This is a genomic window from Billgrantia aerodenitrificans (genome assembly GCF_021404405.1).
In the GTDB taxonomy this organism is placed as follows: domain Bacteria; phylum Pseudomonadota; class Gammaproteobacteria; order Pseudomonadales; family Halomonadaceae; genus Halomonas; species Halomonas aerodenitrificans.
The window spans coordinates 48,382-61,062 of the sequence record NZ_JABFTV010000012.1 but is presented as its reverse complement, the minus strand read 5'-3'; the positions used below and the strand labels follow the sequence as shown (position 1 = coordinate 61,062).

Annotated in this window: 14 protein-coding genes and 1 tRNA gene; 10 read left to right on the top strand and 5 right to left on the bottom strand. The window is 65.5% G+C overall.

Translation table 11 applies throughout. The annotated features are described in order from the left end of the window. Window positions 1-24: 24 nt before the first annotated feature. The 3 genes from yajC to queA form a co-directional block, all read right to left on the bottom strand. The gene (gene yajC, locus HOP59_RS19880) at window positions 25-354 is read right to left on the bottom strand and encodes a preprotein translocase subunit YajC (RefSeq protein WP_010626654.1); all 330 of its coding nucleotides are present in this window, start codon (window positions 352-354) and stop codon (window positions 25-27) included. A 92-nt stretch (window positions 355-446) separates the two neighbouring features. Then, window positions 447-1,565 (bottom strand): tRNA guanosine(34) transglycosylase Tgt, encoded by a 1,119-nt coding sequence (tgt, locus tag HOP59_RS19875; RefSeq protein ID WP_234255417.1) that lies wholly within the window; start codon window positions 1,563-1,565, stop codon window positions 447-449. Between the two features lie 101 nt (window positions 1,566-1,666). Further along, window positions 1,667-2,707 carry a tRNA preQ1(34) S-adenosylmethionine ribosyltransferase-isomerase QueA gene (gene queA, locus HOP59_RS19870; protein WP_234255289.1) on the bottom strand — a complete coding sequence of 347 codons (1,041 nt, stop codon included), beginning with the start codon at window positions 2,705-2,707 and terminating at the stop codon, window positions 1,667-1,669. Window positions 2,708-2,842: 135 nt separating this feature from the next. Between queA and HOP59_RS19865 the strand changes: the two genes are divergently transcribed. The 5 genes from HOP59_RS19865 (at window position 2,843) to HOP59_RS19845 (ending at window position 5,885) form a co-directional block, all read left to right on the top strand. Continuing rightward, window positions 2,843-2,929 (top strand) — tRNA-Leu (locus HOP59_RS19865). 198 nt (window positions 2,930-3,127) lie between these two features. Beyond that, the gene (locus tag HOP59_RS19860; protein WP_158409637.1) at window positions 3,128-3,286 is read left to right on the top strand and encodes a hypothetical protein; all 159 of its coding nucleotides are present in this window, start codon (window positions 3,128-3,130) and stop codon (window positions 3,284-3,286) included. Between the two features lie 158 nt (window positions 3,287-3,444). Beyond that, window positions 3,445-3,858: a nucleoside diphosphate kinase regulator gene (rnk, locus tag HOP59_RS19855; RefSeq protein WP_010626657.1), complete on the top strand. Its 414-nt coding sequence runs from the start codon at window positions 3,445-3,447 to the stop codon at window positions 3,856-3,858. A gap of 45 nt (window positions 3,859-3,903) precedes the next feature. Then, on the top strand, window positions 3,904-4,521 hold the full coding sequence (locus HOP59_RS19850; RefSeq protein ID WP_234255287.1) for a LysE family translocator: 618 nt from the start codon (window positions 3,904-3,906) through the stop codon (window positions 4,519-4,521). 128 nt (window positions 4,522-4,649) lie between these two features. Continuing rightward, entirely contained in the window at window positions 4,650-5,885 is a 1,236-nt protein-coding gene (locus HOP59_RS19845) for an EAL domain-containing response regulator (protein ID WP_234255285.1), read from the top strand. Here the strand turns inward: HOP59_RS19845 and HOP59_RS19840 are convergent. Beyond that, entirely contained in the window at window positions 5,825-7,477 is a 1,653-nt protein-coding gene (locus tag HOP59_RS19840) for an acyl-CoA dehydrogenase family protein (protein ID WP_234255283.1), read from the bottom strand. The genes HOP59_RS19845 and HOP59_RS19840 overlap by 61 nt on opposite strands. A gap of 228 nt (window positions 7,478-7,705) precedes the next feature. Between HOP59_RS19840 and HOP59_RS19835 the strand changes: the two genes are divergently transcribed. Then, entirely contained in the window at window positions 7,706-8,215 is a 510-nt protein-coding gene (locus HOP59_RS19835) for a glutathione peroxidase (RefSeq protein WP_010626661.1), read from the top strand. On the opposite strand, the gene HOP59_RS19830 is transcribed toward HOP59_RS19835, so the two are convergent. Next, complete coding sequence (locus HOP59_RS19830) at window positions 8,201-8,593, bottom strand: DUF7079 family protein (RefSeq protein WP_010626662.1); 393 nt, start codon at window positions 8,591-8,593, stop codon at window positions 8,201-8,203. The genes HOP59_RS19835 and HOP59_RS19830 overlap by 15 nt on opposite strands. 164 nt (window positions 8,594-8,757) lie before the next feature. Between HOP59_RS19830 and fabV the strand changes: the two genes are divergently transcribed. The 4 genes from fabV (at window position 8,758) to HOP59_RS19810 (ending at window position 12,679) form a co-directional block, all read left to right on the top strand. After that, window positions 8,758-9,969, top strand: a complete 1,212-nt coding sequence (fabV, locus tag HOP59_RS19825) for an enoyl-ACP reductase FabV (RefSeq protein WP_234255281.1) — start codon at window positions 8,758-8,760, stop codon at window positions 9,967-9,969. Window positions 9,970-10,026: 57 nt separating this feature from the next. After that, entirely contained in the window at window positions 10,027-10,236 is a 210-nt protein-coding gene (locus HOP59_RS19820; RefSeq protein ID WP_234255279.1) for a hypothetical protein, read from the top strand. A gap of 139 nt (window positions 10,237-10,375) precedes the next feature. Beyond that, a complete protein-coding gene (locus tag HOP59_RS19815; RefSeq protein WP_010626665.1) occupies window positions 10,376-11,350 on the top strand; it encodes a GlxA family transcriptional regulator in 975 nt (324 codons plus the stop codon). A gap of 114 nt (window positions 11,351-11,464) precedes the next feature. Next, window positions 11,465-12,679 (top strand): aspartate aminotransferase family protein, encoded by a 1,215-nt coding sequence (locus tag HOP59_RS19810; protein WP_234255278.1) that lies wholly within the window; start codon window positions 11,465-11,467, stop codon window positions 12,677-12,679. Window positions 12,680-12,681: the final 2 nt, after the last annotated feature.

Genomic DNA, 12,681 nt, shown 5'->3' with positions numbered 1-12,681 from the left:
CGGCAAGGGCGAGGAGCGTCGACGTCAGATGGACTTGATGGTGCCCTTGGGCAGCACGTTGGCCACGGCATTTTTCTGTACGTTGACTTCGGTGTTGTCGGCCACTTCCAGGGTGATGAACTCGTCGCTCACCTTGGTGATGCGTCCTACCAGACCGCCACCGATCACCACCTCGTCGCCCTTGGACAGGCCGCCGACCAGTTCGCGATGCTGCTTGGCCCGCTTGGACTGGGGGCGCCACAGCAGGAAGTAGAAGATCAGCACGAAACCGACCAGCATGATGATCTGGGCCATGCCGCCGCCTGCGGCACCGGCATCCTGAGCCATGGCCGGAGAGATGAAGAAATCCAGCATGAGAAGCGTATCTCCTGAGGTAAGTTAAGTCGCGAGTGAGCGTGTTGCCGCCGGCCGCTGGCGCCTTCGAGCTGGTGCCAGCGGTCGGTCGTTCAATCCGGTGCGTCAGGTACCGGCAGCCCCCGCTGCGCATAGTAGCCTGCCACGAAGTCAGCCAATGTACCCGCTTCGATGGCACCGCGCAAACCAGCCATCAGGCGCTGATAATAGCGCAAGTTGTGGATGGTATTGAGCATCGAGCCGAGCATTTCGCCGCAGCGGTCCAGGTGGTGCAGGTAGCTGCGGGAGAAGTTCTGGCAGGTATAGCAGTCGCAGTCGTCTTCCAGCGGGCGAGTGTCATGGCGGTGCTTGGCGTTGCGGATCTTGATCGTGCCCTCTGCGGTGAACAGGTGGCCGTTGCGCGCGTTGCGGGTAGGCATCACGCAGTCGAACATGTCGACGCCACGGCGAACGCCCTCTACCAGGTCCTCGGGCTTGCCCACGCCCATCAGGTAGCGGGGATACTCTTCGGGCATCCAGTCGGGCAAATAGTTCAGCACCTTGATCATCTCTTCCTTGGGCTCGCCCACGGAGAGCCCGCCGATGGCCAGGCCGTCGAAGCCGATCTCCATCAGCCCTTCCAGCGAGCGACGGCGCAGCTCCGGGTACATGCCGCCCTGGATGATGCCGAACAGCGCCGAGGGCGAGTCGCCATGGGCATCGCGGGAGCGCTTGGCCCAGCGCAGCGAGCGCTCCATGGAAACCTCGGCTTCCTTCTCGGTGGCCGGGTAGGGGGTGCACTCGTCGAAGATCATCACCACGTCGGAGCCCAGCGAACGCTGCACCGCCATCGACTCCTCGGGGCCCATGAACACCTTGGCGCCATCCACCGGCGAGCGGAAGTGCACGCCCTCTTCGGTGATCTTGCGCATCTCGCCCAGCGAGAAGACCTGGAAGCCGCCGGAATCGGTGAGGATCGGCTTGTGCCACTGGGCGAAGTCGTGCAGGTCGCCGTGGGCCTCGATCACCTCGGTGCCCGGGCGCAGCCACAGGTGGAAGGTATTGCCGAGGATGATCTCGGCGCCGATCTCTTCCACCGATTTGGGCGTCATGCCCTTGACCGTGCCGTAGGTGCCCACCGGCATGAAGGCCGGCGTTTCCACCGTGCCACGGGGGAAGGTGAGGCGCCCGCGACGCGCCCGGCCGTCGCTGGCCAGCCGCTCGAAGGACATGAAGCATTCGTTGCGCATGGAGTTCTCTTCTCTACTGCAAGACGTCGGTTCGGTGGTCGTCTTGCGGATCAGCCATTCTTTGGGTTCAGAAACGTTTCGGCTCAGGAGTGCTTGCGGCTCAACAGCATGGCGTCGCCATAGCTGAAGAAGGCATAGCGCTCGGCCACGGCTTCGCGATAGGCCGCCATGATCGTCTCGTAGCCGGCGAACGAGGAGACCAGCATCAGCAGGGTCGACTCGGGCAGGTGGAAGTTGGTGATCAGGTTGTCCACGCAGCGCCACTCGTAGCCGGGATAGATATAGATGTCGGTCTCGCCGCTGTAGGGTGCGATGGCGCCATCGGCACTCTGCCGGCATGCGCTCTCCAGGCAGCGCACGCTGGTGGTGCCCACCGCGATCACCCGGCGTCCGGCGGCCTGGGCGGTGCGCACCTTGGCGCAGGCCGCTTCGTTCACCTCGATCCACTCGCTGTGCATCTTGTGCTCGCGGATATCGTCGGCGCGCACCGGCTGAAAGGTGCCGGCGCCTACGTGCAGGGTGACGAAGGCACTTTCGACTCCCTTCGCCGCCAGGCGTTCCAGCAGCGGTTCGTCGAAGTGCAGCCCGGCGGTGGGGGCGGCCACGGCGCCGTCGCGACGGGCGTAGACGGTCTGGTAGCGGTCGCGGTCGGCGAGCTCGTCGGCACGGTCGATGTAGGGCGGCAGCGGCATGTGGCCGTGGCGCTCCAGCAGTTCGATCAGCGGCGTCTCACCGAGAAAGCGCAGTTCGAACAGCGCCTCGCGGCGGCCCTCGACCACGGCGCGCACGTCGCCCTCGAAGATCAGCTCGGTGCCGGGCTTGGGCGACTTGCTGGAACGGATGTGGGCCAGCCCGCGGTGGGCGTCGAGCGGTCGCTCGAGCAGCATCTCCACCTTGCCGCCGCTGGCCTTGTGGCCGTGCAGCCGCGCCGGGATCACGCGGGTGTCGTTGAACACCAGCAGATCGCCGGGCTCGAGCAGCTCCAGCAGGTCGGTGAAGCGGCGGTGGGCCAGCCCGCCGCTCTCGCCGTCCACGCACAGCAGGCGACAGTCGCTGCGCCGCTCGGAGGGGTAGCGGGCGATCAGCTCCTCGGGGAGTTCGTAATGGAAGTCGGCGCGCTGCATGCAGGGGTCCGCAATAAGGTCGAAACGAGCGGCTGCCGGGCAGCCGCAAACAGCCGGCAAGGATACCGAAAATCGACTCTCACGTCAGGCCCGCCGATTGACCTGCCGCACCGGCCACGTATAATGCTCGGCGCTGCCGGCGTGGCGGAATTGGTAGACGCAGCGGATTCAAAATCCGCCGGGTGCAAGCCCTTGTCGGTTCGAGTCCGACCGCCGGTACCATCGAAAGAGTAGTCATTGAAACAGTCGCTTATGGGCGGCTGTTTTTGCGTTTTGAGCCTTTCGACTTGCGCTTGAAGAAGATTCATCCGAGCCAGCGAGCAGCATGCCAGCAGCTTAATCCCGATATTTGCACTTTCCTTGATGTACCTCCCTATCCGCTGCATGCTGAGGCCTATACTCGGAGCTGAGGACTGCGGAATGGGTGTGAAGACATTTGCCTGGGTGCTGGTGGCGCTCGGGCTGGCAACGGCGCTGTATGGCTGGCAGGCGTGGAACCCGGCGGCGTTCGTGGGCATGGCGTTGGCCGCGGTGGGTGTCGTGGTGCTGGCCACGTCGGGGCGCCGACCGGGCGGTTGATCCCTCGCGAAGGTCTTGGCCGGACCTGACTTTCATCGGGCTTAGGCTTACCATAGTTAGAGTCACAGTCCTTCTCCCATCGGGCGAAGGGCTGTTTTCGTTGCATGGCCGGCAGCCATCAATCCCAAAAGGGTCGCTGCCGGTGCCAAGGAGGTTGTATGTCATCTCGTCCCCCCATCATCATCAACCGCCTGGACGCAGAGCGGCTGCAGCGCCTGATCGATCAGGCCGACGACAAGGACCGCTTCGTGGCCGATTGCCTCGAAGAGGAGCTCGAGCGCGGCGAGGTGATCGACCCGGAAGACATTCCGGAAGATGTGGTCAGCATGAACAGCCAGGTGCAGTTCACCGATCTGACACGTAACCGTCAGATGATACGCACGCTGGTCTATCCCCATGCGCTTGCCACGACCGAAGACGGCATCTCGGTGATGGCGCCCATTGGCGCCGGACTCATCGGCCTGCGCATCGGCGACGAGATCGAGTGGCCTTTGCCTGGCGGCGGCAAGGCGCAGCTGCGCATCGACGCGATCCTATGGCAACCCGAGCGCGAGGGGCAGTTCCACCGTTGAGGTGGTGCCGCCATTGATACCGTAACGTCGAAGAGGAGCTGGGGAGTGCCGCTTTCCTTATGGATGTCGCTGGTGGCCGTGTGCGCCATGGGGGCGATGTCGCCGGGCCCGAGCCTGGCGCTGGTGCTGCGCCACACCCTCGGTGGCGGGCGCGCACCCGGTATCGTGGCGGCGCTGTCTCATGCCATGGGGGTGGGGTTCTATGCCCTGCTCACGGTGCTGGGGCTGGGCGCGCTGATCGTGCGCTTCCCCACCCTGTTCCAGGCCATCACCTGGGCCGGAGCGGCCTATCTGGCCTGGCTCGGCATCAAGGCACTGCGCGCCGGCAGGGCGGCGGCGCTCGAAGCCGCCGGGGTGGTGACCACCCGCCGTCAGGCGGCGCGCGAAGGCATGCTGGTCGCACTGGGCAATCCCAAGTTGATCCTGTTCTTCGTTGCCTTGCTCAGCCAGTTCGTCACGCCGGACATGTCCGTGACCGCCAAGGCGGTCATCGTGCTCACGGCGATGATCATCGATGGCGGCTGGTACGTACTGGTGGCGGTGTCGTTGACGCATTCACGCGTGCTGCCCTGGCTGCAGGCACGGGCACACTGGATCCATCGCATCACCGGCGTCATGCTGCTGGCGCTCGCACTGCGAGTGGTGGCGGGTCCTCTCGGCTGAGCGGGTGCGCTCGGTTGGGTGGATTGCGTGCTGAGTGGGGTGTGTTGGGTGGATTGCGTTGAGAAGTGAACCGGCTGTTCATCAGGGATGATGGTAGTCTCAGAATAATTCGAGAACGAGTCTCCCTGATGAACGTTTTCTCCGAGGTGGAAGAAGAGCGGGCGCTGGCCATGGTGCTCGACGAGGACCCGGATGTGGTCGCGGTCCTCTCCCTCCAATTACATGTCCTGGGCCTCGAGAGTCGTTGTTATCGGCGCGCCGATGCGCTGCTGGCGGAGCTCGATGAGTGTGCCCCACAGCTGGTAATCATGGGGCTCGAATTCGGCGACCCGGACGGCATAGAGCTGCTGCGCCTGCTGGCGCAGCAGCACTTCGCCGGCTGGGTGCTGCTGTTGGGTGGCGTCGAGCGCAAGATTTCACGCATTGCCGAGCGGGTCGGTCAGACCCTGGGGCTGCAGATGCTCGGCTCGCTGGACAAGCCGATGCGCCTGGCCGAACTCAGGCAGCGCCTGGATCGGCTGCGCCCCGGCTGCAAGCCGGCCATCGTGCCTGAGGACAGCCCCTTCTTCTCCGCCGATGAACTGGAGTCGGCACTGCAGCACCATGAGCTTACCGTGCACTATCAGCCGCAGTTCGAGCTGGCGACCGGCCGCCTCAGCGGAGTCGAGGCGCTGGTGCGCTGGGCGCATCCCGACATTGGGCTGATCGGCCCGGCCAGCTTCCTGCCCATGCTCACGGCCGGCCAGAGTCGCCGGCTCACCTGTCATGTGCTCGAGCGGGCGTTGCTCGACGCTCGGCGCTGGCGTGAGCAGGGCGTGCTGCTGTCGATCTCGGTCAACGTCACCGCCGACGACCTGATGGAGGCCCAGCTGCCGGCGTTGACGCGTCAGCTGACCCCAGAAGACTCGCCGCTGGTGGTGCTCGAGATCACCGAGACGGCCGCTATGGATGACGAGCTACTGGGCTCGGAGGTCGCCGCGCGGCTGCACCTCAGCGGCATGGAGGTGGCGGTGGACGACTTCGGCGTTGGTTTCTCTTCACTCTCTCGCTTACAGATGCTGCCCATCAGCGAGCTGAAGATCGACCGCAGTTTCGTCCGGCACGTGCAGCAGGACGTTCAAGATGCCGCCATCGTCGAGGCCATCGCCCTGCTTGGTCGACGCCTTGGCATTCGTGTGGTAGCGGAAGGGGTGGAGGAGCTCGACTGCCTGCCGACTCTGGCCCGCTTCGGCTGCACCCATGTCCAGGGCTTCGGCCTGTCTCGGCCGGTACCGGCTGAGGAGATTCCGCTGCTGGCGTCCGATCAGTCGCCGATTCGCGCCAGAATCGCCGCCAGCGGCGAACCGGTCGGCAGCACCCCATAGGCGGGGCTGGCTTCCACGCCGAGGCGCGAGCGACAGAAGGTCTCGGCCACCTCGGCCGGCGCATGACGCAGCAGCAGTGCGGCTTGCAGGCTCTGCGCCAGACGCTGGGTCAGCCAGCGGGCGCGGGGCTCTAGTGTCTCGATGGGTAGCGTCAGGTCGTGTTCCAGGCCGGCCAGAGCCAGGTCGAGGTCCTGTTGCAGGCCCTGGGCGGCGCGCAGTTCGACCCGCAGGGCGGCGACCGATTCGGGGTGTCGTGCCAGCACCCGCAGCAGATCCAGGCAGATCACGTTGCCCGAGCCTTCCCAGATCGAATTCACCGGCGCCTCGCGATAGAGCCTGGCCAGCGGCGCCTCCTCGACATAGCCGATGCCGCCCAGGCACTCCATGGCCTCGGCCATGAAGCCGGGCCCGCGTTTGTTGTGCCAGTACTTGGCCAGGGTGGGCAGCACCCGGGCCAGGGCCGTCTCGTGCGCTTCGCTGCGAGCGTCACCGTCGAAGGCGCGCGCGGCGCGCATGACCAGCGCCACGCCGGCTTCCACTTCCAGTGCCAGATCGGCAATCACCGCCTGCATCAGCGGCTGTTCGGCCAGCAGGCGGCCGAAGGCGTGGCGATCACGCACGTGGCGCCAGGCCTCGGCCAAGGCCTGGCGCATCATGCCTACCGGGGCGGTGGCGGCATCGAGCCGGGTCTGCTGCACCATGTCGATGATGGTGGCCACTCCACGGCCCGGTTCGCCAACGAGCGTTGCCCAGGCGCTGCGATACTCGATCTCGGCGGAGGCGTTGGCGCGGTTGCCGCACTTCTCCTTGAGACGCTGGATCTCGATGGCGTTGCGCTCGCCGTCCGGCGTGAAGCGCGGTGCCAGAAAGCAGGTCAGTCCTGCATCGGTCTGGGCCAGGGTGAGGAAGGCGTCGGACATCGGCGCGCTGCAGAACCACTTGTGGCCGGTGAGCCGCCAGCCCTCGCCGTCGCGTTCGGCGCGGGTGGTGTTGCGGCGCACGTCGCTGCCGCCCTGTTTCTCGGTCATGGCCATGCCGAAGGTGAGTCCGTGCTTTTGACCGGCGGGAAGCGGACGTGGGTCGTAGGCGTTGGCTAGCAGCCCCGGCGCCCATGCCGCTTCGATGTCGGGGCTGCGGCGCAGCACCGGCATGGCGGCGTGGGTCATGGTTACCGGGCAGCAGAAGCCGGGCTCGGCCTGGGTCAGCAGGTAGAGCGCGGCGATATGGGCCTGATGCCCGCCGCGGCCCTCCTCCTGCCAGGCCACGGCATGCCAGCCGTTGTCGATGGCCAGGTGCATCAGCTCGTGGTAGGCGGGGTGATAGCGCACCTCGTCCAGCCGCCTGCCATGGCGGTCGAACAGAACCAGCTCCGGTGGGTGGCGGTTGGCCTGTTCACCCAGCGCCTGTACGCGCCGGCTGCCCGCTTCGCGTCCCAGCGCTGCCAAACGTTCGCTGACCCAGACGGGGGCTTCGCGCTCCAGCGCCTCACGCAGTGGCAGATCGCTGGCCATCAGGTCGCTGTCTCCGGGCGTGTCGGGTTGGTTGACCACCTCATGAGTGGCCAGTCGGCTGCGAGGGGCGTTATCGCGCATGCAGGCTCTCCTTGGGCGCCGTCGTTCCTCGTTCTTGCAGCATGGTCAGTCGCTCCGGGTCGGTCAACGCGCACTGGGCGTGACCTGCTTGCCGCTTCCCGGTAGGCTTGGAGCCGGCGCGCGAACGAAGCCTCGCTGGGCAAACCCCATCGAAAGGTTGCCGCGATACGCTGAGAGGTGCTACGTGTAAAACGTGGCGTGGGAAAGGTGACAGCGAGGCAGGCAGACATGGCCATCCACGAACACGAGTGCCGTACCTTCCGCGGCGAGCCCTTCAACCTGCGTGCCCTGCAAGGGCAGGTGCTGCTGATTGTGAACGTGGCCAGCCGTTGCGGTTACACGCCCCAGCTCGGCGAGCTGGAGCACCTCTATCGCAGCCATCGCGACCGTGGCTTTACCGTATTGGCCTTTCCCTGCAATCAGTTCGCGCGTCAGTCGCCGGAAACGGCGCTGGACTTCTGCGCCTTCAGTTCCAGTCAGTATGGGGTGACCTTTCCGGTGATGGAGAAGGTCAAGGTCAACGGTCGCGGCGCTCATCCGCTGTTCGTCGAGCTCAAGCGACAGGCACCGGGAGTGATGGGCACCGGCATGGTCAAGTGGAACTTCACCAAGTTTCTGGTGGCGCGGGACGGCCGGGTGTTGCGGCGCTTCTCGCCCCGCGACAGCGGGTCGGAGCTCGAACGTGCGCTTGAGCAGGCACTGGATGAGGACTTCCGTTCCAATTCACGGGTGCGGTGACTCGCCTCGCTCCATCATCACCCGGGCGATCAGCTCGTTCCAGCGATGGCGGGTCATCATGGTGGTCAGCCCCGAGAACAGCGCCCAGCTCTTGCGTCGCCAGCCCTTGAGCTTGAGGTTGTGGGCGACCAGCTGCTGCATCAGCTGATAGTCGTCGAAATCGCGCCAGCGCCCGGCGATCGACATCTGGTTGCGCGACATCACCGGTGCCAGCTCCAGGCGAAAGATCCACTCCAGCTCGTGCAGCGTCAGCTCGTGGCGCTCTATCACTGCCACCATACGGGCGAACTCGCGTTCGCTGGGCTCGCGGTCCAGCCACAGCGGAGCCAGCGCCAGCCACAGCTCCCCGCGCTCATCCACCAGTGCTTGTGCGTTCATGTTTACCTCCTGCCATGTCATGGCACCGGGTTGCATCGTGCCCCAGGACTCCGCGGCGCTCAAGTGCGGACAGACGCATGCGTGGCCGCTAGAATGTCGCCACTGTCCATTCGTATCGAATCGGCGTCCCGAGCGGCGTCGTAACACCAATAACGAGGTCTGTCGTGATCATCAAACCCAAGGTTCGCGGTTTCATCTGTACCACCACCCATCCGCTCGGCTGCGAGAAGAACGTGCTCGAGCAGATCGAGACAACCCGTGCGCGTCAATTCGACAAGGCCAACGGGCCGAAGAAGGTGCTGGTGGTGGGGGCCTCCAGTGGCTATGGCCTGGCGGCGCGCATCACCGCGGCATTCGGCTATGGCGCCGACACCCTGGGTGTGTTCTTCGAGAAGCCCGGCAGCGAGAAGAAGCCCGGCACCGCCGGCTGGTACAACGCCGCCGCCTTCGACAAGTTCGCCAAGGCCGAAGGGCTCTACAGCAAGTCGATCAATGGCGATGCCTTCTCCCATGAGGCGCGCGAGAAGGCCATCGAGCTGATCAAGCGGGACCTGGGCCAGATCGACCTGGTGGTCTACTCGCTGGCCTCGCCGGTGCGTCGCCTGCCCGACAGTGGTGAGCTGAAGCGATCCGCGCTCAAGCCGATCGGCGAGACCTACCGCGCCACCGCCATCGATACCAACAAGGACACCATCATCGAGGCCGAGGTCGAGCCCGCCACCGAGCAGGAGATCGAGGATACCAAGGCGGTGATGGGTGGCGAAGATTGGGAGCTGTGGATCGATGCGCTGGATAAGGCCGGCGTCCTCGCTCCAGGCGCCCGCAGCGTGGCGTTCAGCTATATTGGCACCGAGATCACCTGGCCGATCTACTGGCACGGTGCGCTGGGCAAGGCCAAGGAGGATCTCGATCGCGCCGCCGGCGAGATCGATGCCAGGCTCAAGGCGACGGGCGGCGGTGCCAACGTGGCGGTGCTCAAGTCGGTGGTGACCCAGGCCAGCGCGGCGATTCCGGTCATGCCGCTCTACATTGCCATGGTCTACAAGGTGATGAAGGAGAAGGGCCTGCACGAGGGCACCATCGAGCAGCTCAATCGCTTGTTCGGCGAGCGACTCTACACATCTCAAGGGCAGGAGGGTGAGTTCATCACCGACGAGGCCGGCCGCCTGCGACTGGACGACTGGGAGCTGCGCGACGACGTGCAGCAGGCGTGCAAGGACCTGTGGCCTCAGGTGACCACCGAGAACCTGTTCCAAATCACCGACTATGCTGGTTACAAGCACGACTTCCTGAAGCTGTTCGGGTTCGAGCGTGACGACGTCGATTACGACGCCGACGTGAACCCGGACGTTCAGTTCGATGTCGTCACTTTGTAGGCCCGCTGCGACGGAACGCGATTCGGCGGGCAAATCCAGTATCGAAGGAGGTGCCTCATGGACACCCGGGAGAGCAAGACGCCGCAAGAAGAGTACGAGCATCTCAAGGAAGTGAGGATGCCCGAGGACTTCGAGCATCTCGAGCCCGATGAGGAGCAGCCCGAAGCCAAGCGGCCGGCCAAGGGCTGGCACTGGCTGGTGTTGGGCGTGGCCGTGGCCACGGGGCTTTTCCTGATTTATCGGCTGGTGTCGGCGTTCTGGATCTGATCTGGCGGTTGCCGATGTGAACCGAAGGCCACCGTGGCGCTGCCGCGGTGGCCTTCGCCAATGCGGTAAACCGTGCGGTATTGCCAACGCCGCCGATGGAGTACCATTTCTCCTTCGTTTCGGCACACGGCGCTGCGCAATGCCCGACACCCCCACCTCTACCTTCGCCATGAACGCCGCCCGCTGGGTCGGCGTGCTGACGCTGCCGGGGTTCTCGCTGCTCGCCCAAGCCTGCGCCCTGGAGCCGCTGGTGGTGGTCAATCAACTGGCCGGTCAGCGTCTCTATCGCCTTCAGGCGTTCTCCCCGGGCGGTGGGGAGGTCGCCAGCATGGCCGACCTCAGTCAGGCGGCCTGTACCCCCTTCGAACACGCTTCGACCGAACTGGACATGCTGATCGTCTGCGCGCCGAGCCCATTGCCGGTCATGCATGACAGTGCGTTGCCGGGTCAGCTGCGCCTGTTGGGGCGCAGCGGTGTGGTGCTGGTGGGGGTGGGCGGCGGCACCGAGCTGCTGGCGCGCGCCGGCGTGCTGGATGGCTACCGCGCCACGCTGCCCTGGCAGCGCTTCGCCGCCTTCACCCGCGACTATCCTCGCGTGCGACTGACCCAGCAGCTGTTCGAGATCGACCGCGACCGCCTCACCTGCGGCGGCGGTACGGCGGCGATGGACATGATGATGACCCTGATCGCCTCCCATCACGGCAGCGAGCTGGCCGAGCGGGTCTCGGAGCACTTCGTGCTCGAGCGGGTGCGCATGGCCGATGAGCCACAGCAGGTACCGCTGCGCGCCCGGCTGGGGCATGCGCCGGCGCCGCTGGTGGACGCCGTGATGCTGATGGAGGCCAACATCGAAGAACCGCTCACCACCCACGAGCTGGCCGAGCATCTGGGCATTTCGCGGCGTCAGCTCGAGCGGCTGTTCAAGAAGTACCTGCAAGCGGTGCCCGGCCGCTACTACCTCGATCTACGCCTGAAGGAGGCGCGGCGTCTGTTGCGCGAAAGCGACCTGCCTGCCGGCGAGATCGCCATGAAGACGGGCTTCTCCTCGCCCGCCCACTTCTCCACCGCCTATCGCAACCATTTCGGTGTGACGCCCCGCGAGGAGCGTCTTTAAGTCTTTATCTACAAGTCGCGGTCCCATTGCTGAAAGCCGGCCGGCGCGTCGCTCCTTATACTCGGATGACATCGCTGCGTTGCTATCACTCTTTTTGCAGGAATGGAGACCGAGATGAGCCATACCCCGACCCGCGCCGACTTCGACCAGTACATGGTGCCCAACTACTCCCCTCAGAAGGTCATTCCGGTGCGCGGCGAGGGTAGCCGACTGTGGGATCAGGAGGGGCGCGAATACATCGATTTCGCCGGCGGCATCGCCGTGAACTCCCTGGGCCACTGCCATCCGGTGTTGGTCAAGGCCCTCACCGAGCAGGGCAACAAGCTGTGGCATCTCTCCAACGTCTATACCAACGAGCCCTCGCTCAAGTTGGCCAAGACCCTGGTGGAGCGCACCTTCGCCGACAAGGCCTACTTCTGCTCCTCCGGCGGCGAGGCCAACGAGGCGGCGCTGAAGCTGGCGCGGCGCTGGGCGCATGACAACTTCGGCGAGCACAAGCACCGCATCGTCTCGTTCTACCAGTCGTTCCACGGCCGCACCTTCTTCACCGTCAGCGTCGGCGGTCAGCCCAAGTACTCCCAGGGCTTCGGTCCGGTGCCGGGCGGCATCGTCCACGGCGAGTTCAACAATCTCGACAGCGTTCGCGACCTGATCAACGACGACACCTGTGCGGTGATGGTCGAGCCGATGCAGGGCGAGGGCGGCATTACGCCGGCCACCCAAGAGTTCCTGCAGGGCCTGCGCGATCTGTGCGACGCCCACGATGCGCTGCTGATCTTCGATGAGGTGCAGACCGGCGTGGGCCGTACCGGCTCGCTCTACGCCTACATGGAGTACGGCATCGAGCCGGACATCCTCACCAGTGCCAAGGCCCTGGGCGGCGGCTTCCCCATCGGCGCCATGCTCACCACCGACCGGGTCGCCCCGGCACTGGCCATCGGCACCCACGGCTCCACTTACGGCGGCAACGCCCTGGCTTCGGCCGTGGCTCTGGCCGCGGTGGAGCACATCGACACGCCGGAAGTGCTCGGCGGCGTCAAGCAGCGGCATGACCTGTTTCGCGAGCATCTCGAGGCGATCAACCGCAAGCACGGGGTGTTCAAGGAGATCCGCGGCATGGGGCTGTTGATCGGCGCCGAGATGACGCCGGCGTATCAGGACCGGGCCAAGGACATCCTGCCGCTGGCCATCGAAGAGGGGCTGATGGCGCTGATCGCCGGCCCCAACGTGCTGCGCATGGCGCCGTCGCTGGTGATCCCCGAGGCCGACATCGCCGAGGGCATGGCGCGGCTGGAGCGTGCCATCGAGCGGCTGGTGGCGGCCGGGTGAAG

Excerpts from the sequence above, each read along its gene's own strand:
- HOP59_RS19845 (WP_234255285.1), top strand. The coding sequence starts at position 4,650 with ATGAACGTTTTCTCCGAGGTGGAAGAAGAGCGGGCGCTGGCCATGGTG.
- HOP59_RS19830 (WP_010626662.1), bottom strand. The coding sequence starts at position 8,593 with ATGAACGCACAAGCACTGGTGGATGAGCGCGGGGAGCTGTGGCTGGCG.
- HOP59_RS19815 (WP_010626665.1), top strand. The coding sequence starts at position 10,376 with ATGCCCGACACCCCCACCTCTACCTTCGCCATGAACGCCGCCCGCTGG.
- HOP59_RS19810 (WP_234255278.1), top strand. The coding sequence starts at position 11,465 with ATGAGCCATACCCCGACCCGCGCCGACTTCGACCAGTACATGGTGCCC.
- rnk (WP_010626657.1), top strand. The coding sequence starts at position 3,445 with ATGTCATCTCGTCCCCCCATCATCATCAACCGCCTGGACGCAGAGCGG.
- HOP59_RS19860 (WP_158409637.1), top strand. The coding sequence starts at position 3,128 with ATGGGTGTGAAGACATTTGCCTGGGTGCTGGTGGCGCTCGGGCTGGCA.
- yajC (WP_010626654.1), bottom strand. The coding sequence starts at position 354 with ATGCTGGATTTCTTCATCTCTCCGGCCATGGCTCAGGATGCCGGTGCC.
- HOP59_RS19835 (WP_010626661.1), top strand. The coding sequence starts at position 7,706 with ATGGCCATCCACGAACACGAGTGCCGTACCTTCCGCGGCGAGCCCTTC.
- tgt (WP_234255417.1), bottom strand. The coding sequence starts at position 1,565 with ATGTCCTTCGAGCGGCTGGCCAGCGACGGCCGGGCGCGTCGCGGGCGC.
- queA (WP_234255289.1), bottom strand. The coding sequence starts at position 2,707 with ATGCAGCGCGCCGACTTCCATTACGAACTCCCCGAGGAGCTGATCGCC.
- HOP59_RS19840 (WP_234255283.1), bottom strand. The coding sequence starts at position 7,477 with ATGCGCGATAACGCCCCTCGCAGCCGACTGGCCACTCATGAGGTGGTC.
- HOP59_RS19820 (WP_234255279.1), top strand. The coding sequence starts at position 10,027 with ATGGACACCCGGGAGAGCAAGACGCCGCAAGAAGAGTACGAGCATCTC.